Raw genomic sequence first — 24,943 nt, forward strand, 5'->3', positions numbered from 1 at the left:
ATTAGTTAGTTTTGTTGGTAATATCTTTTTCGTGAATAATTTCATTAACAGTAACAATACATTTAATTGGCACATTTGGACCAATTCTGTTTTTATCTCCAATATAGCCAAAGGCCAAATGAGAAGGAAATAAAAACATTATCTTTTCATTTTTATGCATTAGTTTGATTGCATCTCGTAATCCAATCATAATTTCTTGTTTGTCAACATAATACTTTTGAGGTCTCAATTCTAAAGCGGTATAAATAATATTGTCATTTAAATCATATATTTCGTAATCAAATTTTACGATGTCTCCAAATTTAGGTTTTAATGTATCGGTTTCATTTTTAATCTCATAACTATACCAATACCCTTTTTTAGAAGCAATAAATTCTTTGTCAGGATTTTTCTTTATGATTGAATCTATTTTCTTTTCTTCCAAAGCAATCAATTTTTTGTTGCGTTGAATAGATTCTTTGATAAAACTTCCCGTTGATTTTTTTATAGGTCTTCTAGCTTCTTGTTCTTGACAACCAATGACAAAAAGTAAGCCAAAAAGAAATCCAAATAAAACTATTTTATTTTTCATTATTTCAAATTTGGATGATTACGTACAATTTCTTCAAAACGCAAAATAGTTTCTTTCATGGAATCAAAAGATTTTCCTCCAGCCGCATTGATATGACCACCACCATTAAAATGTAATCTTGCTAATTCATTTACATCAAAATCTTCCGTTGAACGTAATGAAATTTTGATAATACCTTCTTCCTTGTTTTCAATAAAAATGGCAGTTAGAATTACATTTTTAATCGAAAGGCCAGAGTTTACAATTCCTTCCGTATCTCCTTTTTTGAAGTGAAATTGATCTAATTCCTCTTGGGTTAACGTGATATACGAAGTTTTATGCGACTTAAGTACTTTCATATTTTGCAATGCTTTTCCGAGTAATTGAAGACTTTCATACGAATTATTATTAAACAATAAGTGATGAATTTCTGAATTATTAATACCGGCATCAATTAAATCTGCCACAATACGATGTGTTTTTGCAGTTGTTTTAGGAAATTTAAACGAGCCAGAATCAGTTACAATTCCGGTATAAATGCACGTTGCAATTGTTGTATCGATTAGATTTTTTTGATTCAAATCAGAAATGAAATCAAAAACCATTTCACAAGTAGAACCATAATTGGTATCAGAAAACGTAACTAAAGCATAATCATCAGGAGCTTGATGATGGTCAATCATAACAAAAGGAACTTTCAATTCAGCCAATACTTTTTCCATTTCTCCTGTTCGATGCAAGGCGTTAAAATCTAATGTAAAAATGAGTTCAGCAGATTTTAGCACTTCTGTGGTGTGAGCTTTATCTTTTTCAAAAGTTAATACCTTTTCTGAATTTGGTAACCAAGCCAAAAAATCAGGAAATTCATTTGGTGAGATTACAGTTGGCTGATGGTTTAATTTCAGTAAAAAATTGTATAAAGCCAAAGAAGAACCCATAGCATCCCCATCAGGATTGCGATGAGGGATAATGGCAATTTTTTTTGGCTTTTCGAGTAATTTTTTTAATTCCTCTATTTGATATAATTCCATAGCTTGCGAAGGTACTTTTTTTCTCAGAATAATGAAAATTTCGTTACAAGTCTTCTATTATTTTTCTACGAAATTTATTGTATAGTTTCCTTTTTGGACCTTCCACTAATTGTGAGGTATAAATTCCTATTTCACCTGAAAAAAAGTAAGCTATTGAACACGCTAACATCAGATAAACACCTGCTTCAATTCCAAATAGTTCAATACCCATGACTGTACAAGCAATAGGAGTGTGAGTAGCACCCGCAAAAACGGCAACAAAACCCATTCCGGCCAAAAGTGCTACCGGCAAAGGTACAAGAGTTGACAAAAAACTTCCTAAAGTTGCTCCAATGAAAAATAGGGGAGTTACCTCACCTCCTTTGAAACCCGCTCCAAGTGTAAATCCGGTAAAAAGGATTTTTAACAAAAAAATATAAATGATTTGTTGGTTTTGAAAAGCATCTAAAATAGTTGGAATTCCCAGTCCAATAAATTTGGTTGAACCCATGAAAAATACTACGGAAGCAATCATTATTCCACCAATAAAAGGACGCAAAGGAGGAAAATGAATATATTTTTTGAATAGATGATGCCAAGCATGTGTAGATTTTGAAAAAAGCATAGCTGTCAATCCAAAAGGTATTCCAACTAAAATAGACCAACCTATCGTTTCCAATGAAAGTTCAGGGAGGGTTGGAATAGCATAATGGGTATGATGAATGGGTAAAAACTCTACGGTATAAAAGGCAATATAAGCAACCAAAAAGGAGGGTAAAATGCTTTTGAATTTAACTTTACTAAAAAATAATACTTCTATTGCAAAAATTGCTCCTGCTAAAGGAGTGCCAAAAACAGAAGCAAATCCGGCACTAATTCCGCAAATAAGAAGTATTCTTCGTTCTTCCGAAGAAACGGTAAACCAACGTTTGCATTGGTCTGCAATAACAGCTCCCATTTGTACTGCTGTTCCTTCACGACCGGCAGAACCGCCAAATAAATGGGTAATTAATGTTCCGAAAAGCACCAAAGGAAACATGATGAATGGTATTTTTTTTTGCGGATGGTTGTATTCGTCAAAAATTAAATTATTGCCTTTTACTGCTACCGTTCCATATTTGTGATAACTAAAGCCAATTAACAATCCACCTAGTGGTAAAAAAGCAATAATCCATAGATTTTCTTCTCTGAGTTGGGTGACTAATTCTAAACTATACAGAAAAAATCCAGAAGCTAATCCGGATAGAATTCCAATGATTAGACAAAGAATAGTCCATTTTATCAGTTGATTGAAAACTTTTTGCATGCTAAAATTTAAAGTTTAAAAGTATAAAAAAACCTTCTCATTGGAGAAGGTTTTTACTATATTTTAATTTACAATTAACTTTTTTGTGACACTTTCGTTTTCAGCGTTTATTTTTAAAAGATAAAAACCACTTGTTAAATTTTCAAATCGATATTGATTATTCATTCGATTTGGTTTTTGCACTTTTAGAACAAGTTGTCCATTTAAATTGAATAAGTTAACTTCAGAAATATCCTTTTCACTTTCAATAATTACCGCATTTGAATAGGTTGGATTGGGATAAACACTCACTTGCATTGTCTCATTAAACGTTGGTGTAGATAAAAAATTACCCCAAACAGATTGTACCCATTGCGGATTATCAATGTATGGATTTCTGTTTCCTTGGTATTGGAAAACATCATTATTTCGATCAATTTCTTTTTGCGAAACAGGGTCATTAATGTGCCATTCATATAAAATAGCCAAAAAAGGATCTGCAATTGCTTTATTCGAGCTTCCATCAAACATGGCATACGATGACCAATTGGCAACTAAATTTTCATATCGGGTAACAAAGTAAAAATAAATGCGTGCAATGTCACCTTTAAACTCATTAATTGGTTCAAAAACGACTCCCGAGAAACCTGCTGCAATTCCGGTATTAATACCGTTTCCTGCTTTAGAACCATTCATAGTTGGGTTAGAAATACCTGATTGAGAAATTAAATTGGAACCGACAATTCCGTAAGGATAATTTCCTCTGAAACCATTTACGCGACCATCAGTTGGTAATAAATGATGAGCATCACCTCTCATTGGAGTGTTTGAACTAAATACAGATTGAGGAATCACATGCTCTTTGTTATAACAATCTCCTTCGCCACTGTAGTTTCCACATGCATTGGATACCAGAAAATTATATGGGTCTTGAGCAGTTGGTCGTTCAGAATAAATGTCTAAAATTGTATTATCATTTTCATAATAAACATCTAAATCGGCAATTGGAAAAAAATTATCAATCATATTATATCCTTGGTCGTTATGATCTTTGATGATATCGTACAATTGTGTTTTTAATGTAAATCCGGTTCCGGTAGCTGAATTATAATATCCAGCTGGTGGTTGAGCAAGTGCAATAAGTGTTGAAAAAATGAATAAAAAGGTAATTTTAAATTTCATAGTAATTATAATTTTCGTTCTAATAAGGCCATATAAAACCCATCAAAACCAGATTCTGAGGCTAAAATTTTGTGATCTTTTACAAAGGTAAAGTTTTTTCCGTTTTCGGTTGTTAAGAAATGCTTAACTTGTTCTTGATTTTCAGAAGGTAAGACAGAACAAGTGGCGTAAACTAACTTTCCGCCGGGCTTTACAATTCTGGAATAACTTTCTAAAACTTCGGCTTGCACTTTGCGAATGTTGTCAATAAATTCGGGTTGCAATTTCCATTTGCTGTCCGGATTTCGTTTTAAAACACCCAATCCGCTACAAGGAGCATCAATTAAAACTCTGTCCGCTTTGTCATATAATTTTTTGATGACTTTTGTCGAATCAATAATTCTGTATTCGATATTAAAAGCTCCATTTCGTTTGGCACGAAGTTTCAATTGCTTCAATTTACTTTCGTATAAATCCATCGCAATTAGCTGACCTTTGTTTTGCATTAACGAAGCCATGTGTAATGTTTTTCCGCCGGCTCCTGCACACGTATCAACCACTCGCATTCCGGGTTTTACATCTAAAAACGCGGCAACTAGTTGTGAACTGGCATCTTGCACCTCAAATAAACCTTCTTTAAACGCATCGGTTAAAAAAACATTGGCTCTTTCTTTCAATACTAAAGCATCGGGTTGGTCTTTTAAAAAATCCGTAGCAATCTCTAAATCCATTAGAATGGCACGTAATTTTTCTTTTGTAGTTTTTAAGGTATTTACACGAAGAATTACTTGAGCTTGCTGATTTTGAGCCGCAATTTCTTTGGTCCAAAGTTCTTCGCCTAATTCTTTTACACCCAACTCATCCATCCAATCCGGAATAGATTCACGGTATTTTCTGATTTTTGATAATTCATCAAAACGACCTTTGATTTTGCGTTGTGGTGTTCCTTCCAATTGTCTCCAATCGGGAATAGTAAATCCTCGAAGAACAGCCCAAGTAGCAAACATTCGCCATAAATCATCACGGTCATAAGGTTCTTTTACTTCGGCAATTTCAGCATATAAACGCTTCCATCTCACAATTTCGTAGATGGTTTCTGCAACAAACTTTCTGTCGGAACTTCCCCAACGTTTGTCCTTTTTTAAAGCTCTTGCTACCACTTTATCGGCATATTCACCTTCGTTGAAAATAGCATTCAACGAGTCAATGGTAGTGTAAACTAAATTTCTATGTAATCTCATTTCAATAAAATAGCCCGCAAAGGTACTACATATTCTGAGTCAAGAGAATATTTATCGTTAAAAAAATCAAATCCTGACAGAAAAACGGTCAGGATTTGAAAAAGTTACGTTAGTTAAATTAAGTTAGGCTAAAACCGTTTCTAATGTTGGTCCGGCATACACCAATTTTTTACCTTCTTCAGTATTGGTGTATTGCTCAAAGTTTTTAATGTATCGAGTAGCTAAATCTTTGGCTTTCACTTCCCATTCTTCTTCTGTTTTATACGTATCTCTTGGGTCTAAAATGCCTTTGTCAACATTTGGCAATTCAACCGGAATAGTTAAATTTAGGAACGGAATGTGTTTTGTTTCCATTTTGTCAATTTCACCGTTTATAATAGCATCAATTATGGCACGCGTGTTTTTCAATGAAATTCGTTTTCCGGTTCCGTTCCATCCTGTGTTTACTAAATAGGCTTTGGCTCCGTGTTCTTTCATTTTTCCAATTAAGGTTTTAGAATACATCGTTGGGTGTAAGGTTAAAAATGCTTCACCAAAGGCAGGAGAGAAAGAAGGTTGTGGCTCAGTAATTCCTCTTTCTGTTCCGGCTAATTTTGATGTGTAACCGCATAAGAAATGGTATTGAGCTTGGTCGTCGTCTAATATAGAAACCGGAGGCAACACCCCAAATGCATCGGCTGATAAGTAAATAATTTTCTTCGCATGTCCGGCTTTAGAAGGAAGTACGATTTTGTTGATGTGATAAATGGGATAAGAAACTCTTGAATTTTCGGTAATGGAATGATCGTAATAATCCACTTCGCCATATTCATTTACCACCACATTTTCTAGCAAAGCATCACGTTTGATGGCTCTCCAAATATCGGGTTCGTTTTCTTCACTTAAATCGATAACTTTAGCATAACATCCCCCTTCATAATTAAAAACGCCATTATTATCCCAGCCGTGTTCATCATCACCAATCAAATAGCGTTTTGGGTCGGCAGATAAAGTGGTTTTTCCAGTTCCGGATAAACCGAAGAAAACGGCAACATCGCCTTCTTCACCCACATTGGCAGAGCAGTGCATGGAAGCCATTCCTTTTAAAGGAAGATAATAATTCATCATTGCAAACATTCCTTTTTTCATTTCGCCACCATACCAGGTTCCACCAATAATTTGAATTCTTTCAGTCAAATTAAAAACAATGAAATTTTCAGAATTTAAACTGTGTTCTTTCCAATTCGGATTGGTGGTTTTAGAACCATTCATCACAATAAAATCAGGTTTACCAAAATTTTCTAGTTCATAAATAGAAGGTCTAATGAACATATTGGTTACAAAATGAGCTTGCCAAGCTACTTCCATTACAAAACGCACTTTCAAACGGGTGTCTGGATTGGTTCCACAAAAAGCATCTACCACATATAATTTTTTGGAAGTAGAAAGCTGTTTTAAAACCAATGATTTCAATTCACTGTACACTTCTTGTGAGGTTGGAAAGTTTACTTTGTCATCCCAATAAATGGTATCTTTCGTAATTTCATCTTTTACAATATATCTGTCTTTAGGTGAACGTCCGGTAAAAATTCCTGTTTTCACGGCAACAGCACCAGTATCGGTTAAAGCACCTTTTTCATATCCTTTTCTCATGTGAGAAGTCTCTGCTTGAAACAATTCTTCATAAGAAGGATTGTACACTACTTCATGGTATCCGGTGATTCCTAAATCGTGAAGTTCCTGAATGACTTTAATGTTTTTCATAGTAGTTGATTATTAAGGTTGTGATTTCATTTATTTCTGAATCAAATTTCCGACTTTAGACTTTAAATAAACCTGATAAATATCATTTTTGGAAGAAATCTACGAAAACGTTTTCAATGTTAATTATTGAAAATCAATTCTTTATTAAATGTTTGATTGAACTATAGCAAATTAGCTAAAGTTTCACAATTCAATCTATAGAAGTCACAAAAAACATTCGTAATTTTGCAATCGTTTAACTGATTTTCAACTACTAAATAAAAATATATGAGTCAATTTGACGTGGCCGTAATCGGTTCAGGACCTGGCGGATATGTTGCCGCCATCCGTTGTGCACAATTAGGATTTAAAACTGCAATTATCGAAAAATACTCGGTTTTGGGCGGAACTTGTCTAAATGTAGGCTGTATTCCTTCTAAAGCGTTACTTTCTTCTTCTCATCACTATCACGATGCAGTGGCTCACTTTGAAGAGCACGGTATCGAAGTTGGAAAAGTGAAACTTAACCTTGAAAAAATGATTGGTCGAAAACAAGCTGTGGTGGATCAAACTACAGGCGGAATTAAGTTTTTGATGGATAAAAATAAAATTACCGTTTTTGAAGGAGTTGGTTCGTTTGAAGATGCTACCCACGTGAAAGTAACCAAAAATGATGGTTCATCTGAAACGATTGAAGCCAAATATTCCATTATTGCAACGGGTTCAAAACCTTCGAATCTGCCATTTATTTCCTTAGATAAAGAACGTGTAATCACTTCTACGGAAGCATTAAAATTAAAAGAAGTTCCAAAACATTTAGTTATCATTGGAGGTGGTGTTATCGGAATTGAATTGGGTCAAGTGTACCTTCGTTTAGGAGCACAAGTTTCTGTGGTGGAATTCATGGACAGAATTATTCCCGGAATGGATGCGTCATTATCGAAAGAATTGACTAAAGTGTTGAAAAAGCAAGGTATGAAATTCTATACTTCCCATAAAGTTAAATCAGTAACCAGAAAAGGTAAAGCCGTTACTGTGGAAGCCGAAACGCCAAAAGGAGAAATCTTATCTTTAGAAGGTGATTATTGCTTGGTTTCTGTGGGAAGAAGACCTTATACCGATGGATTGAATGCCGAAAAAGCCGGTGTAAAAGTTACGGATAGAGGTCAGATTGAAATAAACAATCATTTACAAACATCTGCTTCAAACATTTATGCCATTGGCGATGTTGTTCGTGGAGCCATGTTAGCTCACAAAGCGGAAGAAGAAGGCGTAATGGTAGCAGAAATTTTAGCCGGACAAAAACCACATATCGATTATAATTTGATTCCGGGTGTAGTGTATACTTGGCCTGAAGTTGCCGCTGTTGGAAAAACAGAAGAACAATTAAAAGAGGAAGGTGTTGCTTTCAAATCAGGAAGTTTTCCATTCAAAGCCTTAGGAAGAGCAAGAGCCGGTGGCGATACAGACGGATTTGTGAAAATCTTAACCGATGCCAAAACCGATGAAGTTTTAGGGGTTCACATGATTGGACCGCGTTGTGCCGATTTAATTGCAGAAGCGGTTACTGCTATGGAATTTAGAGCTAGTGCCGAAGATATTTCAAGAATGAGTCATGCTCATCCCACCTTTGCAGAAGCAATAAAAGAAGCAGCTTTAGCGGCTACGGATAATAGAGCTTTGCATGTTTAAAGAATAAGTTTAAGATAGAAAAACCCTGAAGAGATAGCTTTTCGGGGTTTTTTATGATTTCAAAAATTTAAAATTGTAATCCAAAATTTCTTCAGTAATTTTACAAAAAAATATTTTCTATGTCAACCATCCTTGCCTTCGCCGGAAGCAATTCTTCCACCTCTATAAACCATCAATTGGTTACTTATTTAACTACGCAACTTAAAGATACTTCGTTTGAATTATTCAAATTATCCGACATGGATTTGGTAATTTACAGTGAGGATGAACAACGCGATAACGGATTTCCATCCTCAATCAATCAAATATACAAACACATTCAGGCTTCAAAAGGTATCATTATTTCTGTGAACGAACACAATAGTAACCCTTCTGCCTTTTTTAAAAATGTGTTGGATTGGTTATCCCGATTAGACAGAAAGTTTTTAGAAGGTAAAAAAATATTTTTATTAAGTACTTCAAATGGAGCTCGTGGCGGAATGAGTTCACTAGAAGTGGTTAAAAATATGCTTCCTCGATTTGGTGCTGAAATTATAGATACGCATGCCTTAGCGTCATTTAATGAAAATTTTTCAATTGAGGATAAAAAAATATCCAACCCTACGATGAATAAAGAAGTAATTGAAAAATTACATCAATTTGAGGCCGGATTGCAGTAAATAATACCCTAATGTTGAGAGCTTCAAAAGTTTTTACTATCGAAAATCCGCAAGAATTCAAAATGAAGTTGTTGCATTGGAGTGAGCAATTTCGAGAAGTTGTTTTCTTGGATTCGAACCAGTACCATCAAAAGTATTCCAATTATGAGGTAGTTTTGGCTGTGGATGCTTTTACATCCATCAAAACTGATTTTTACAATGCTTTTGATGATTTACATCAATACCAAAGTAAAACGCAAGATTGGCTGTTCGGTTATTTGTCGTACGATTTAAAAAATGATACCGAAGCTTTGACCTCTAAAAATTTTGACGGGTTAGCATTCCCGGATTTGTTTTTCTTTCAACCTAAGAAATTGTTTTTTTTGAAAGAAAATCATGTTGAAATGCAGTATCTGAATTTGTGTGATGATGAATTAGAGGAAGATTTCTCAGCAATTTCTAATACGAATTCAATTTGCGACTTTGCGACTTTGCGAGAAATTAAAATCCAGCAACGCATTTCAAAAGAAGCTTATCTTCAAAAAGTTTCAAAAATGCTTGAATACATTCATCACGGCGACATTTATGAAGCCAATTTTTGTATGGAATTTTTTGCGAAAGACGCAACTATTAATCCAATCGAAATTTACCATAAGCTCAACGCCATTTCACAACCACCTTTTGCGGTTTATTTTAAAAATTATCATCAGTATTTATTATCGGCTTCGCCTGAAAGGTATTTAAAAAAGAAAGGTGCAAAAGTAATTTCCCAACCCATAAAAGGTACTGCCAGAAGAAATTCATACCCCATTTTAGATGAGCAATCTAAAGTTGATTTAGAAAATAATCCAAAAGAGCGTGCCGAAAATATTATGATTGTTGATTTGGTTCGCAATGATTTATCACGAACATCTACGAAAGGTTCGGTTGAGGTAGAAGAATTATGTGGCATTTATACCTTTAAACAAGTTCATCAAATGATTTCAACGGTTGTTTCTCAAGTGGAAAATACTACTTCTGCTGTAGAAATTATCAAAACGACTTTCCCGATGGGCAGCATGACCGGAGCTCCAAAAATTTCGGCTATGAAAATTATAGAAGAATTAGAAGAAACCAAACGCGGACTCTATAGTGGTGCAGTTGGCTATTTTACGCCCCATGGCGATTTTGATTTTAATGTTGTCATTCGTAGCATTTTATATAATGCTAAAAATCAATATGTATCTTTTTCAGTGGGTAGTGCTATTACTTCCGAAGCCACTCCCGAAGTCGAATATGAAGAATGCTTGTTGAAAGCGAAGGCCATGTTTGAGGTGTTGAAATAGATTTATTTCATTCCCATAAAATTCCTTACTTTTGAGCATGCTTTCAAAATTCCAAAATCATCTTTCAGCACAATTTCCTTTTCTGCAAAAGGCAAAATTACTCATTGCAGTGAGTGGTGGTTTGGACAGCATGGTTTTGTTGGATTTAATTTCAAAAACAAATATAGAATTTGCGGTGGCTCATTGCAATTTTCAACTTAGGGGAGTTGAAAGTGATGAAGATGAAAATTTTGTAAAATCCTATTGTGAAGCAAATTCCATTCAGGGATTTTTTCAAAAATTTGATACCCAGCAATTTGTTGAAGACGAAAAATTATCTATTCAGGTCGCTGCCAGAAAGTTGCGATACGAATGGTTTTATGAATTGTTAGCCAAAGAAAATTTCGATTTTGTAGCCACTGCACATCATTTAGACGATCAATTGGAAACTTTTTTAATCCATTTTTCTCGCGGAACAGGTTTGGATGGACTCACCGGAATTCCCTCCCAAAATGATAAAATTATTCGACCGTTATTGATTTTTTCCAGAGATGAAATTGAAACATTTGCCAACGAAAATCAGTTAAAATGGCGAGAAGATTCCAGTAATGCTTCGGATAAATATCTTCGAAATAAAATTCGTCATCATGTGGTTCCCCTTTTAAAAGAGTTGAATCCAAGTTTTTTAGATTCGTTTGAAAATACCATTCAAAATCTCAAACAAGCTCAAAGTTTGGTGGATGATGCTTCGCGAATTGTGTATCGAAAAGTAGTTCAAGATGTTGCTAATCAAAAGAAAATCAATTTGAACGATTTACTGCAATTACCTAATTATCAATCGTATTTGTATCAATGGCTGAAACCTTTCGGATTTTCAGCTTGGCAAGATATTTATGATTTAGTGAATGCTCAATCCGGTAAACAAATTTTTTCAGAACACTTTCGTCTACTAAAAGACAGAGAAACATTGATTATAGAACCAAAAACTGATAGAATTTTTGATGAATATTTTATTAATAAAAACCAATCAGAACTTAATTTTCCCTTAAAGATGCGGTTAAGTTATGTAAGTGAAATTGGAAAATCCGATACAAAGACTATCTTTGTTGATGCAGATGCGTTAAAGTTTCCTTTACAACTTAGAAAATGGCAAGAAGGTGATTATTTTTACCCTTTTGGAATGTACGGTAAAAAGAAGTTGAGTAAATTTTTTAAAGACGAAAAATTTTCACTGATCGAAAAGAGAAATACTTGGCTTTTATGTTCTAAAAATCAAATTGTTTGGCTTGTTGGAAAACGAATGGACGTACGATTTAAAATAACCGAAAACACACAAACTATCCTAAAAATTCAATTAGTATAATGAAGAATTTATTTTTTACTTTACTTTCCTTTTTTGTAATAACCATTACACAAGCACAAATTTTAGATCCGGTAAAATGGAAGACTTCGATTGAAAAAAAATCAGATACCGAATTTCTTTTAAAATTTGATGCAACTATTCAAAAGGATTGGCACTTTTTCTCACAGTTTACTCCCGATGGTGGTTCTTTGCCAACTGTATTCATTTATAACGATACAAAAGGAAATTATCAATTAATCGGTAAAACAACAGAAAGTAAATATAAAAAAGTTTACAGCGAAATTTTCGAAGTAGATGAATACATGTTTGAAGGTTCAGCTCAATTTTCACAACTAGTAAAAGTTACGAATCCTACTTTAAAGTCGATTAAAGTTGAGGTAGAATACCAAGCATGCTTGGAACAATGTATTCAGCAATTTAAAAATTTTGAATTTCAACTTCCTGGAAAAGAGAATGTTGTTGAAACTATTGATTCTGTTGAGGTTAATGTGAATGCCGAAAAGAATATTTCTTCAAAAGAATTAAAAACCGAAATATATAAAGAAACAAAAAAAGAAGAACAAAAAGGTCTTTGGACCATTTTCATCATCGCCTTTTTCTCTGGTTTTGCGGCATTATTGACTCCATGTGTGTTTCCAATGATACCCATGACCGTGAGTTTCTTCACCAAACAAAGCAAGGACAGAGCCAAAGGAATTAAAAATGCCATCATTTATGGGATTTCAATCATCGTAATTTATGTAGCCTTAGGTTCTGCAATTACTGGAATCTTTGGAGCTGATTCATTGAATGAATTATCTACGAGTGTGGCATTTAACGTTATTTTCTTTGGATTATTAGTCTTTTTTGCTGCTTCATTTTTAGGTGCATTCGAAATTGTATTACCTAATTCTTGGGCCAATAAAGTCGATCGTCAAGCGGACAGAGGAGGAATAATTGGTATCTTTTTTATGGCATTGGCGTTAGCCATTGTTTCCTTTTCTTGTACCGGACCAATTGTGGGAACCTTGATTGTAGAAGCGGCTTCCAAAGGCGGAATTGCTCCAATTGTAGGAATGTTAGGATTTTCATCAGCCATCGCATTGCCATTTATGTTATTTGCATTATTTCCGGGTTGGATGAATTCCTTACCAAAATCGGGCGGATGGTTAAATACGGTAAAAGTTTCACTTGGTTTTTTAGAATTAGCTTTTGCGTTTAAATTTTTATCCAATGCCGATTTGGTTTTGCAATTACATTGGTTTGAAAGAGAAACCTTTTTAGCGATTTGGATTGCCGTTTTTGGAGCTTGGGCTTTATATTTATTCGGAAAAATTACATTACCTCATGATAGTCCGCTCACACATATTTCCGTTGGAAGATTATTTATGGGATTGTTTGTATTGAGTTTCACCATTTATATGATTCCCGGACTTTGGGGAGCACCATTAAAGATAATTTCAGGTTTTCCACCACCACTAAATTATAGTGAAAGTCCAACCGGAATTGGGAGTGGAGGAGGAGGTTCATCAGATTCAGGAGCTTTGCCAAAAGGAGCTCATTCCGGTCCGCACGGAATTATTGCTTTTCATGATTACGAGGATGGATTGGCTTATGCCAAACAAATAAATAAACCTATTTTACTTGATTTTACGGGATATGCATGTGTGAATTGCCGTAAAATGGAAGACTATGTTTGGTCAGATAAAAAAATACTTTCTATTTTAAAAAATGAAGTGGTTTTAATTTCTTTATATGTTGATGACAAAAAGGAATTAGCTGAAAACGAAAAATATGTTTCCAAAGAAACCGGCAAAAAAATCAAAACCATCGGGAACAAATGGAGTGATTTTCAAATTACTAAATACAAAGCCAATGCTCAGCCGTATTATTTGATTTTAGATACTGAAGGAAATACCCTTTCTGATGAACCGGCAAGTTATGACCCAGACATCGATTTATACGAAAAATGGTTACGAAACGGAATTGACAAGTTTAAAAAATAAATACAAAAAGCCACATTTAGAGTGGCTTTTTCGATTTAAATACGTAAACTAATTCACTAACTATTTTTTGAAATATAATGTAAAAGTAGAACCTTCTCCAATTTCAGATTCTAATTCAATTCTACCGTCTAATTTGTGAACCATTTTTTGCACAGTTGAAAGTCCAATTCCGGTTCCGACATTATCAAAGCGATCTTTTTTACCCAAGGTTGTAAAAAATGAAAATACTTTTTCGCAATCTTCTTTCGCAATTCCTATTCCGTTATCCTTTATTGCTAATCGTATTTCAGATGAGGTTTCTTCTAATTCAATTTGTATTTTGATCTTTTCTTTATCGTTGTATTTGATGCTATTACTCAATAAATTGGAAATTATTTGTTCCATTGCCATTTTATTAGAATATAATTCCACCGATTCAAAAGATGGATAAGTAATTTCATATTCATTTTTAGGGTCTAAAATTGAAATAGTTTTTGAAAACAAAACTTTCCAATCAATTTTTTCTTTTTCTGATGTATTGATAGTATCACTTTTATAATAAATCAAAATAGCGTCTACAAAATTTTTCAATTCTAATGAAGACTTCGAAATATATTCCAAATATTCGTTTCCGGCTTCATCAATTTGGTTGCCGTATTCTTCTTGAAATAAATTTGTTAGGGAAATAATATTATTTAAAGGTGATTTTATATCATGTGAAACTACTCTGGCAAACTGTTCTAATTCATTGTATTTTGACATTAAACTGGCATTATTTTCTTCTAATTGAGCATTTTTCTTTCTCAATTCCAATAATTGAATGACTTGGTTGGCTAATTTTTCAAGAGCATTTAATTGAAAATCAGTCAACTTTTTGGGTTCTAAATCATACACACATAAGCTTCCTAATGTATAACCATCCGGATCAATCAATAAAACTCCTGCATAAAAGGCAATTTTTGGCTCTCCTGCAACATATGGATTCGTATTGAAATTATTATCCTTATGCATATTTTGCACCTCAATTTTAGTAGCTTCTGTATTCATTAAATGATTGCAAAATGCTTCTTCACGAGGAATTTCATTGGTTTCAAATCCTACTTTTGATTTAAACCATTGCCGGTCTTTATCCATTAACGTAATGGCAGAAATGGGAACTTGACAAATTTGTGAGGCTAATTCTGCAATATCATCAAAGTCTTTTTCAGGCTGAGTATCGAGAATTGAATAACTTTTTAAGGCATTGACTCTTTGAATTTCTTTTGTGTAGGTTGAATCTGTTAACATAGTTTGTGTATTTAATGTTCATTGGTTTCACCAATTACGAAAAAACACAAACAATGGTTTTAAAAACTTACTTTTTAATTTGTTTTTTTCTTATATCAAAATTATGAAAAACTAAAAATTGAAGATTGTGGTTCAATTTAAATGTATTATCTACATTCGATTCAATCAATTGATTCATGTATGCTAGTTGAAATGTCACATTTTTATATTGATATCCAAGTCCGGCAGAAATTCTGTTTTGGTCCAATCGAAAGCCATTTTTAATTTCATTACCGGCATTAAAAAGTAATTCATCTAAAGCGGTAAGAAATAGTTTGCCGGTTTTTTCTGTTTTGAAAAAGTAACGCATTTGCAACAAATAGCGAAACCGATAATTGAAATTAAATTCATTTTGTAAATTATCATCCACAATAATTTCTCTATAACGAGCTTCATATCGTAATCGAAGTAAAAAAGTAAAGGAATTAGATTGATGTTGATAAGTTGATTGTCCCCAAGGTCGATGCTCCGGTCTAAATGTTGATTTTCCTTCGGGTGGATAAAATTCAGCAAAGGCATATCCAAGTGTAGTAGTAAATTGTTTTTTTTTTCCAAAATGATAAGTTAATCCCGTTCGAACTATACCAAAACTCTCCGGTACCCAATGAGCATCATTCCACCATGAAAGATGATTAGTCAATTTAGTTTGTGTGATATATCCCAACCAAATTTGTTGCTTTTCAGTGATTTTATTTTGTGAAAAAGTAAAGGCGGGTAAAAGTAAAATCAATACTATTTTGAGATATTTGGAACTACACATTTAATTTTTTTTTCAAAATTAAAGTAATTATTCAAATCAATTTGTGATATTTGTAACATTAAATGTATACGCCATGTTAGTTAAAGTATTTGGAAGTGCCGTTTTCGGCGTTGAAGCCACCACGATTACAGTTGAAGTAAATATTGACAAAGGAGTGGGCTACCACTTGGTCGGATTGCCCGACAATGCCATCAAAGAGAGCAGTTACCGCATTGCTGCCGCTCTAAAAAACAACAATTATTCTTTACCGGTTAAAAAAATCACCATCAATATGGCTCCGGCTGATATGCGGAAAGAGGGTTCTGCTTATGACCTTACGATTGCTATTGGTATTTTGGTTGCTACCGGACAAATTCAAGCGGAGGAATTAGATCGGTACATCATTATGGGAGAACTTTCATTGGATGGTGGATTACAACCTATAAAAGGTGCATTGTCAATTGCCATTAAAGCGAAAGAAGAGGGCTATAAAGGATTTATTCTTCCGATTCAAAACGTAAAAGAAGCCGCCATTGTGGAAGGATTGGATGTTTACGGAGTAGAAAATGTTTTACAAGTCATTGACTTTTTTGAAGGAAGAGGCGATTTAGAACCAACTGTTATTGATACACAAACGGAGTTTTCAAAAACATTAGATTTTCCGGAATTTGATTTTTCGGATGTAAAAGGGCAGGAGGGAATCAAACGTTGTATGGAAATTGCGGCTGCCGGAGGTCATAACATCATATTAATTGGACCACCTGGTTCTGGAAAAACCATGTTAGCTAAACGAATGCCGAGTATTTTGCCACCGATGACGATGAAGGAAGCCTTGGAAACCACCAAAATTCATTCTGTTGCCGGAAAAATTAAAGATGCCGGATTGATGAGTCAACGGCCATTTAGAAGTCCACATCATACGGCTTCCTCGGTTTCCTTAGTAGGAGGTGGAAGTTATCCTCAACCGGGTGAGATTTCATTGGCCCATAACGGTGTTTTGTTTTTAGATGAATTACCGGAGTTTAAACGTGAAGTCTTAGAAGTCATGCGTCAGCCTTTGGAGGACAGAGAAGTAACCATTTCCAGAGCAAAATTTACGATTACTTATCCTTCTTCTTTTATGTTGGTGGCGAGTATGAATCCGAGTCCGGGGGGCTATTTTAACGATCCTGATGCTCCGGTTAGTACTTCTCCGGCAGAAATGCAACGTTATTTGAGTAAAATTTCGGGTCCGCTTTTGGATAGAATTGATATTCATATTGAAGTAAATCCGGTTCCGTTTGAAAAATTAACCGAAACTCGAAAAGCTGAAAGCAGTTCAGAAATTAGAAAGCGGGTTACACAAGCCAGACAAATTCAATCTCAACGATTTGAAACATTTGAAAATTTACACTACAATGCCCAAATGGGAAGTAAATACATTCGTCAGTTTTGTGTGTTGGATGATACTTCTTTACAATTATTAAAAACAGCCATGGAGCGATTGAATTTATCCGCACGAGCGTATGATAGAATCTTAAAAGTCGCCCGAACCATTGCTGATTTAGAAGCTGCAGAAAATATTAAACCGAATCATATTGCAGAGGCAATACAATATCGGAGTTTGGATAGAGATGGGTGGTTGGGATGATTTACTCAATAAACTCATAATACCTCGCACCCACCAAAACCGGATTTTCTTTTTCGATAGAAACTAAAACAAATTCATTTTTGGGTGCTAAAACAGAATGTTGTAATTCTTTTTTATGCAATTTTTCATACGTTTCAAAATCAATCGAGTGATTATTTTCTAATGTTTCAAAGAGATGAATTTGATTGATAACTGTTTTCCAATTTTCGCAAACCGTAGCTTCAAACATTTTTGATTTAGAGCCGCTACCATAGGCAATGAATCCTACTTTTTGGTTTTCTAAATTGGTGTTTTGTTTTGCGTGGAAGCATAAGGAAGAAAGTAACCCAAGGAAAATAGAACCGGTATAAATATTTCCTACTTGACCGGAAGCAATTTCAGAAGGATAAATTTTTTGATTAATGAGTTCTAAATATTCTGAACTTTTAGTCAATGCTTTTAGTTTGTCTTTTTCAGTTTCGCCAATTTGATTATTGAGTAATTCAGGATTTTCATTCGCATAAATTTCAATGAATGTTCTTCTTCCCTGAAAACAGTAGGGTAGATGCATCAAAATGGAAACCCAATTTTCATAGACTTTTCCGGTTTGTTGGCTTTCTTTTTTAAAATGTTCGTAAGCTTCCGTAATTCGATTGATATAGCATTGGTTGGAATATTGACCATCAAAAACAGGCTGTTCTTTATAAATAGAAACTTCATTTTCTAACACACCAAACCATTCCGGATTATCTTTAGAGTTAGTTATTTCTGATTTAGCAAAACTTCTTCTAGGTTTAAAGAAATCAAAAACACCTTCGGTGGAAATACCAATTTCATTGGAGAAACTCAAAATTCTTGGGTTGGAAGAAATCAGCATTGCTATTGCACCGGCACCTTGGGTATATTCGCCACTGGATTCTAAATCATATTTGGCATTATCTGATGCAATGACAATTGCTTTTTTTGTTGGATTTAGACGAATATAATCCAAACAATTTTGTAGAGCATCGACACCACCGATACAAGCAAAAGTTAAATCAACCACATCACAATTTCGAAACGAACCGATTCCTACTTTACTTTCTAATAAAGATAAAACATAGGAAGCTATTGGTTTTGAACTATCCACACCACTTTCTGAACCTATATATATTCGAGCTATTTCAGATGGATTGATATTTTCTTGTTGAATTAATTTTAAACCTGCATTTGCTGCGAAGGTCACCACGTCCTGATGTTGATCAGGAAAACTCATTTTGTGTAAACCGAGACCTTTTATCAATTTATCAGGTTCAATATTTCGCTTATTAGCAAGTGTAGAAATAGGTAAATAGAGTTTAGGAATATCAAAAGAAATACTATCGATGCCAACGTTCATTTTAATGCTTTTTAGGAAGCAAAAGTATTAAAGTGTGCTTCATTGAGGATAGAACATTTCATAAAAAATCCCTAATTTAAAACGATTTACGAATGTTTTAAAAAAAGGGAAGGTTTATTTTTTAAATGAACAATAAAAGGCTTGAAAACTGAAATTAATTCAATGCTGCAAACGTATCTCCTTGTTTGATGTCTCCGGTTTTAAATCCTTTTCCAAACCATTTTACTCGTTGTTCAGAAGTTCCGTGCGTAAAGGAGTCTGGAACAACATGACCTTGCATTTTCTTTTGAATAGCATCATCTCCAACTGCATGAGCGGCACTAAGAGCTTCTTCAATATCTCCTTCTTCTAAATATTTTCGGTTGTAATGCGTCCATAAACCGGCATAAAAATCAGCTTGGAGTTCTAAAGAAACGGAAAGTTTGTTTCCTTCCGCTTTGCTTAATTTTTGTTGTAATTGTCTTACTTTACCGGAAGTTCCTAATAAGGTTTGAACATGATGACCGACTTCATGAGCAATGACATACGCAATGGCATAATCACCACCTTGGGCACCGAAACGCGTTTGTAATTCATCAAAAAAATCTAAATCCATATAAATTTTTTGATCAGCAGGGCAATAAAATGGTCCTGAAGCGGATGTTGCACCACCACATTCAGTTTGAACAGAACCTCTAAATAACACCATTCCAGGTTCTTTGTAGGTCATACCATTTTCTTCAAAAATTTTATGCCAAACATCTTCGGTATCAGCGAGTACCGTTGATACAAATTGTCCCATTTTTTCATCTTCCTTACTCAAAGGTTGTGCTGGGCTTTCTGTAGATTGTTGTTGATTTAATTGTTCTAATATTGGTGTTAGATTTTGAGCACCTTCTCCACCAAACATATTGATAAGAAGTAAAATAATACCAATCAGTCCACCGCCAGCCACTACTTTTCCTGTGTTGCCCATTCCACGGCGATCTTCTACATTTTTGCTTTGTCTTCTACCTTCCCATTTCATAATTTATAGTTTTATGTATTAAAAGTACAAAAAAATTAGGATGTAACCCATTTTGCAATTACTTCTTCCAAACTTCCTTTGATAATTGGTTTTGAAACATAATCATTCATACCAATTTCCAGGCATTTTTCTTTTTCACCAATCACAGTTCCAGCAGTAAGAGCAATAATTGGAATGGATTTTCCATGATTCATTGTTCGAATTATTTTAGTAGCTTCATAACCATTCATCAAAGGCATTTGAATATCCATAAAAATAATATCAAATTGTTCAACTTCAAATTTTTCGATGGCTTCCTGACCATTGGATACTGTTGTGATTTTTGAATTGGGAAGTATCTTTTTAATTAACGTTTTTGCCAGTAAAGAATTGATGTTATTATCTTCTACAATTAAAACACGTAAGGCATCAAAATTTTGATAAACGAATTCTTCATCTACTTTTAATAGATTAAGATTTGTTATCTTTTCTTTACTGGACGATTGCACATCAACATCAAAATAAAAAGTACTGCCAACATTAGGTTCACTAATCAATTCCAATTTACTATTCATTAATGCAAGTAATTTGTTAGAAATGCTTAAACCTAAACCTGTACCGCCATATTGTCTGGTAGTTGAACTATCTTCTTGCGAGAATGCTTCAAAAATTTTGGCTTGGTTTTCTCTTCTGATACCAATTCCTGTATCAATCACAGAGAATCGAAGACGGGTTTGATGAGTTGTAATTCTATCTATTACCTCAATTTTTAGTTTAACTTTTCCATTGGAAGTAAATTTTACAGCATTTCCAAGAAGATTGATTAAAATTTGTTTCAAACGCACAGCATCTATCCAAACCGTTTTAGGAACATCTGCATTGACATGAACATCAACATCAATTTTCTTTTGAATGGCTTCAAATCTAATGGTATCAATCACTTCGCTGGCCAATTCTTTTACTTTTGTTTCCTCAATAACCAATTCAAGATTACCGGATTCAATTTTGGAAAAATCCAAAATATCATTAATTACACTCATCAACGATTTGGCAGATTGATTTACTGTTTTCATGTATTTTGCTTGCCCTTTTTCTAAATCAGAATTCATCAATAAGTCTGTAAAACCTATGATGCCGTTCAATGGTGTTCTAATTTCATGACTCATGTTGGCCAAAAATTCAGATTTTGCTTTGTTTGCTGCAATTGCCATTTCTTTTTCTTTGATGGCTGCTTCTTGCAATTTTCTATCTGTTATATCAATAAAAATTCCTTCGATAAATTCTACTTGATTGTTTTTTGTTATCACATCACCAAATTCTTCTACCCAAACAATTCGCTCATCTTTATGAATTATTCGATAAATAAAATGTATTTTTTGGTTGTTATCTAAGGCATATTTTTGGTCTTTTACAACTCTTTCACGATCCTCGGGATGAATAATATCTAAATAGGAAATTTCATTATTCAAAAATAGTTCTTTTGTGTAACCGGTTAATTTTTCAATTTCATCATTCAGATATATTTTGGTAAATTTTGAATCATATTTAGATAAATAAATGGTTCCGGGAATATTATCTGCCAATAACCTGAAACGTTCCTCACTACTATAGATAAGACTCTCATTTAAACCTCTTTCTATGGCAGATGAAATATTATTCATCAACGATTGAAGGATGTTTATTTCGTCTTCAGACCATATTCTTTCCGAAGTGCAATCATCAAAACCAATGGCTCCAACAAGTTTATTCTTTACATGAATTGGAAAAATGAGTACAGATAATATATCTTGTGATTTCATTAATTCTTTGAAATCACTCTCGAACATGTTTTTTACAAGTTTATTGTAAACTTTACTTGATTTTAATGGAATTACAATATCTAAAAATACCTCATAAGGAACATTTTGCAAGTCTGGATTTTCAAGTTGAGGTTCAATTTGTCCTTTTACCCATTCAAATTTTTGTGATATTATTCTTTTCTCTTCAACGGCTTCAAAATAGTAAGTTCTATCTGCTCTAGTTGCATTTCCTAATGTGGCAAGAATATCATCAAAGTTTTTGAAAGTATCTTTAGAGATCAATATTTTTTCAGAGATTTTTGTCACAGCAGTCAACAATTCACTTTTATAAACTAAGTTATCTTCAATTTGTTTTCGCTTGATGGTTTCGAAACCGAGTGAAATAATTTCTGAAACTGAACGCGTAAAATTAATGTCCTCGTTGTCCCAATATCTTTTTCTATTGGTAGTTTCAAAACAAATGATACCGTATAATTTACCATCAATAAAAACGGGGTAATCTAGCAAAGATTTAATGTTGTGTTCTTTAAAATAACTGTCAATAAATTCAGAAGTTTCTTTTTGTCTTGAAACATCTGAGGCAACAATAATTTCTTCTCTCTCAATGGATTCAAAGTAGATTGGATAATCTTTTTTGTATAAAATTAAGTGATTGCTATGTCTATCTAAATCTAATTCATATAAATCTCTGCAATGAATACTATCTGAATAATAATTCCAAAAACTAATTCTGTTTATCCCGGAAGCTTTTGCAACATTTTCAAAAATTAATTTAATTACCGGTGTGATATCTTCAAACACAGCAAAGCTGGTTGTAGAGAGTTTTGAAAGAGCATTATTATATTTTTTAATTTTTTCTTGACGAGAGCTTCTTTCAATTTCTAGACTTCTGATTAAGGTAATATCTCTCGCAATTCCGGTATATCCGACTATTTTTCCATTTTCATTACGTTTGATTGTGACTTTTTGTGATATCCAGACCTCTTCACCATTTTTTTTAAGAATTGGAAATTCCATTAACGGTAAAGTTTCTTTCATTTCAAGAATATCAACTGTGTAATAATTTACAATTTTATCTCGGTAATCTTCCCTTACCAATTGACCAAAATATAAATTCATTAAGTCTTTTAATTTATATCCTAAAAGCTCACAAGTAAATGAATTGATAAAAATAAATTTACCATCATCATCAGTTTCAAAGATTAAATCGGTGGCTGTTTCAACTAGGTTTTTATACTGGTTTTCAATGTCAATTTGTACGGTAACATCCATTCCAATTCCTACAAACAAGTCTTTTCCAAATTCTTTATCAACCCACTGAATATATTTGTATTGACCGTTTTTACACTTTAATTTCCTTCTGTAATTTCGGTCTTTTTGATAATCGTTGTGGTAAGCTTCTCCAATAAATTCGGGGTCTTCAGTAAGTTTCCAAAAACCCATACCCAGCACATCTTCAACAGAATATCCTAAAATATGTTTTACATTTTCGCTACAATAGGTTAGTTCTCCATTCTTTTTTGTAGCTATTACTAATGAATTTCCTTTGTTCACAATTTCATTTGTGAAGTAAAATTTTTCTTTGTTATTGATTAAGGCATAATGCTTCATTTGATTGATCACAATAATCAATAAACAATAAACCAATGTAATTACTCCAATATTAGTAGAAATTTGTTGGAATAAAGTAGTAAAAATGAATAAAGTGGTAATTGTTAAAATATATCCTAAATAGAACTTATAATTATTGAAAACATTATATGAAAAGAGAATGATGATTAAAACTCCGGAGTAGGTAACTAATTCAAATGATTTTGTAAAAAAATTAATTAAAACCAAAATTGAAAATACAATATACATGAATGTAAATATTGCGGCTAGATGTCTTTCAATTGATTTTATTTTAAAACTTAAAAAATAGATAGTTAAAAAGACTGAGCCAAATGTAAAACTCTGAAGTAAAAGTGAGTAACTTCTGATGTTGAAAAGCTCAAAAACGATATCACATGTTGGAATTAATATACCGAAAAATAAAAAATATAAGCGGTAAAGATACACATCGTTTGTGATGTCTGAAAAATCAGTTTTGAAACTATCTAAAATGGATGTTTTTCGTTTATTTAAAATCAAAATCATGATACTGATTAGCAAAAAAAGCAATGTTAACATTGCGAAATTCATCATATAATCGGATATGTTTAAAAACTTTAAAGAAATTGATAGGACAAAATTTGGATACAGTTGAGAAACTATACTAGAGCATTTAAGTTGAAATATAAATTTCAATACGTCAATAAAGGGCATTTGTTTATTTTATTTGGTTTATAAAAATAAAAAAAAAGAGTTGCATTCAGATTACAACTCTTTTTTTATTTCAACATTTTATGAACTATTCTAAAAATGATCCGATTTCTTCAATTTCTGATGTTTTGTTTATTGGAACTGCCTGATTGTAAATTGAATAGGTTAATGAATACCAAAAGGGTAACGTGAAAAAGACTCCAATACAGAAAGCAATAAGCCCAAACATAATCAGAAAAAAGCTTACTACAGCAAGACCGATAATAACGATTGGTTGTTTAGTAACGAGTTTAGCACTAGTAGAAATGGCATCAATTGCAGATAAATCACTAAAAATAATCAATGGAACGGTTAAAAAAGTAAAAAAAGAAATGGAATACGAAATTAAACTTCCAATTAAGGGTATTTCAAAATAATCTAATACCGTTGATAAACCTACATTAACAATTGTAATTAGAAACGTAGAGAAAAATAATTCTTTGAAATATTTTGTTTTATAATACTCAAATACTGTCCCAATCGAAAAGTCTTGATTGTGGTCTGCTAAGTGTGCCATTTTTAAAAATCCTGCTCCTATTGGACTTAAAATTGCTGAAAGTAGCACCATGCTTCCAAAAAATATCAGTATGTATTCTATGCCAAAATTTAAAATTGAATTCTCCGTAAGGGTTTCCGTTAAGGTATTTAAACCCACCAATGAGCCAATTAATGTCCCAAACAAAGCGAATAAAAGAATAACAATTAATATGATGGTTATACCTCCGATTAAAGCAATTTTTTTATAATTTTCGAATGCTTTTTCAAAAACAATTCCAAAATCTAAATCATATCCTTTGTTAAGTGCGTCGTTTAAAGTAGTATTTGTTTTATTCATCA

Annotated in this window: 18 protein-coding genes; 6 read left to right on the forward strand and 12 right to left on the reverse strand. The window is 33.1% G+C overall.

Features of this window, described 5'->3' with window-relative positions; all coding sequences use genetic code 11:
* Position 1: 1 nt before the first annotated feature.
* From gldI to pckA, 6 genes are all read right to left on the reverse strand, one after another.
* Entirely contained in the window at positions 2-571 is a 570-nt protein-coding gene (gldI, locus tag H601_RS0109765; RefSeq protein ID WP_026711349.1) for a gliding motility-associated peptidyl-prolyl isomerase GldI, read from the reverse strand.
* Positions 571-1,581 carry a DHH family phosphoesterase gene (locus H601_RS0109770; protein WP_026711350.1) on the reverse strand — a complete coding sequence of 337 codons (1,011 nt, stop codon included), beginning with the start codon at positions 1,579-1,581 and terminating at the stop codon, positions 571-573. Before H601_RS0109770 ends, gldI begins: the two co-directional genes overlap by 1 nt.
* 43 nt (positions 1,582-1,624) lie before the next feature.
* Positions 1,625-2,866 (reverse strand): voltage-gated chloride channel family protein, encoded by a 1,242-nt coding sequence (locus H601_RS0109775; protein WP_026711351.1) that lies wholly within the window; start codon positions 2,864-2,866, stop codon positions 1,625-1,627.
* Positions 2,867-2,929: 63 nt separating this feature from the next.
* The gene (locus H601_RS0109780) at positions 2,930-4,027 is read right to left on the reverse strand and encodes an endonuclease (protein WP_026711352.1); all 1,098 of its coding nucleotides are present in this window, start codon (positions 4,025-4,027) and stop codon (positions 2,930-2,932) included.
* Positions 4,028-4,032: 5 nt separating this feature from the next.
* Positions 4,033-5,247: an RsmB/NOP family class I SAM-dependent RNA methyltransferase gene (locus tag H601_RS0109785; protein WP_026711353.1), complete on the reverse strand. Its 1,215-nt coding sequence runs from the start codon at positions 5,245-5,247 to the stop codon at positions 4,033-4,035.
* 123 nt (positions 5,248-5,370) lie between these two features.
* The gene (gene pckA, locus H601_RS0109790; protein WP_026711354.1) at positions 5,371-6,990 is read right to left on the reverse strand and encodes a phosphoenolpyruvate carboxykinase (ATP); all 1,620 of its coding nucleotides are present in this window, start codon (positions 6,988-6,990) and stop codon (positions 5,371-5,373) included.
* A gap of 267 nt (positions 6,991-7,257) precedes the next feature.
* Here pckA and lpdA point away from each other — a divergent pair, with 267 nt between their 5' ends.
* The 5 genes from lpdA to H601_RS0109815 all read left to right on the forward strand — a co-directional run bounded on the left by lpdA (position 7,258) and on the right by H601_RS0109815 (position 13,951).
* Positions 7,258-8,661 (forward strand): dihydrolipoyl dehydrogenase, encoded by a 1,404-nt coding sequence (gene lpdA, locus H601_RS0109795; protein WP_026711355.1) that lies wholly within the window; start codon positions 7,258-7,260, stop codon positions 8,659-8,661.
* 119 nt (positions 8,662-8,780) lie between these two features.
* The gene (locus tag H601_RS0109800) at positions 8,781-9,320 is read left to right on the forward strand and encodes an NADPH-dependent FMN reductase (protein WP_026711356.1); all 540 of its coding nucleotides are present in this window, start codon (positions 8,781-8,783) and stop codon (positions 9,318-9,320) included.
* Between the two features lie 14 nt (positions 9,321-9,334).
* Complete coding sequence (locus H601_RS0109805) at positions 9,335-10,624, forward strand: anthranilate synthase component I family protein (RefSeq protein WP_026711357.1); 1,290 nt, start codon at positions 9,335-9,337, stop codon at positions 10,622-10,624.
* Positions 10,625-10,661: 37 nt separating this feature from the next.
* A complete protein-coding gene (gene tilS / locus H601_RS0109810) occupies positions 10,662-11,966 on the forward strand; it encodes a tRNA lysidine(34) synthetase TilS (RefSeq protein ID WP_026711358.1) in 1,305 nt (434 codons plus the stop codon).
* The gene (locus tag H601_RS0109815) at positions 11,966-13,951 is read left to right on the forward strand and encodes a protein-disulfide reductase DsbD family protein (RefSeq protein WP_026711359.1); all 1,986 of its coding nucleotides are present in this window, start codon (positions 11,966-11,968) and stop codon (positions 13,949-13,951) included. The genes tilS and H601_RS0109815 overlap by 1 nt, the downstream gene beginning before the upstream one ends.
* Positions 13,952-14,011: 60 nt before the next feature.
* Here the strand turns inward: H601_RS0109815 and H601_RS0109820 are convergent, their stop codons facing one another.
* Complete coding sequence (locus H601_RS0109820) at positions 14,012-15,217, reverse strand: sensor histidine kinase (RefSeq protein WP_026711360.1); 1,206 nt, start codon at positions 15,215-15,217, stop codon at positions 14,012-14,014.
* 67 nt (positions 15,218-15,284) lie between these two features.
* Positions 15,285-16,016: a DUF2490 domain-containing protein gene (locus H601_RS0109825; protein ID WP_026711361.1), complete on the reverse strand. Its 732-nt coding sequence runs from the start codon at positions 16,014-16,016 to the stop codon at positions 15,285-15,287.
* A 73-nt stretch (positions 16,017-16,089) separates the two neighbouring features.
* Here H601_RS0109825 and H601_RS0109830 point away from each other — a divergent pair, with 73 nt between their 5' ends.
* Entirely contained in the window at positions 16,090-17,625 is a 1,536-nt protein-coding gene (locus tag H601_RS0109830; protein WP_026711362.1) for a YifB family Mg chelatase-like AAA ATPase, read from the forward strand.
* A 1-nt stretch (position 17,626) separates the two neighbouring features.
* On the opposite strand, the gene H601_RS0109835 is transcribed toward H601_RS0109830, so the two are convergent.
* From H601_RS0109835 to H601_RS0109850, 4 genes are all read right to left on the reverse strand, one after another.
* Positions 17,627-18,982 carry a hydroxymethylglutaryl-CoA synthase family protein gene (locus H601_RS0109835; protein WP_026711363.1) on the reverse strand — a complete coding sequence of 452 codons (1,356 nt, stop codon included), beginning with the start codon at positions 18,980-18,982 and terminating at the stop codon, positions 17,627-17,629.
* Between the two features lie 154 nt (positions 18,983-19,136).
* The gene (ypfJ, locus tag H601_RS0109840) at positions 19,137-19,988 is read right to left on the reverse strand and encodes a KPN_02809 family neutral zinc metallopeptidase (protein ID WP_026711364.1); all 852 of its coding nucleotides are present in this window, start codon (positions 19,986-19,988) and stop codon (positions 19,137-19,139) included.
* A 35-nt stretch (positions 19,989-20,023) separates the two neighbouring features.
* Positions 20,024-23,626: a PAS domain S-box protein gene (locus H601_RS0109845; RefSeq protein WP_211223543.1), complete on the reverse strand. Its 3,603-nt coding sequence runs from the start codon at positions 23,624-23,626 to the stop codon at positions 20,024-20,026.
* A gap of 529 nt (positions 23,627-24,155) precedes the next feature.
* The gene (locus tag H601_RS0109850; RefSeq protein ID WP_026711366.1) at positions 24,156-24,941 is read right to left on the reverse strand and encodes a hypothetical protein; all 786 of its coding nucleotides are present in this window, start codon (positions 24,939-24,941) and stop codon (positions 24,156-24,158) included.
* Positions 24,942-24,943: the final 2 nt, after the last annotated feature.

Source organism: Flavobacterium filum DSM 17961 (assembly GCF_000425465.1).
In the GTDB taxonomy this organism is placed as follows: Bacteria; Bacteroidota; Bacteroidia; order Flavobacteriales; family Flavobacteriaceae; genus Flavobacterium; species Flavobacterium filum.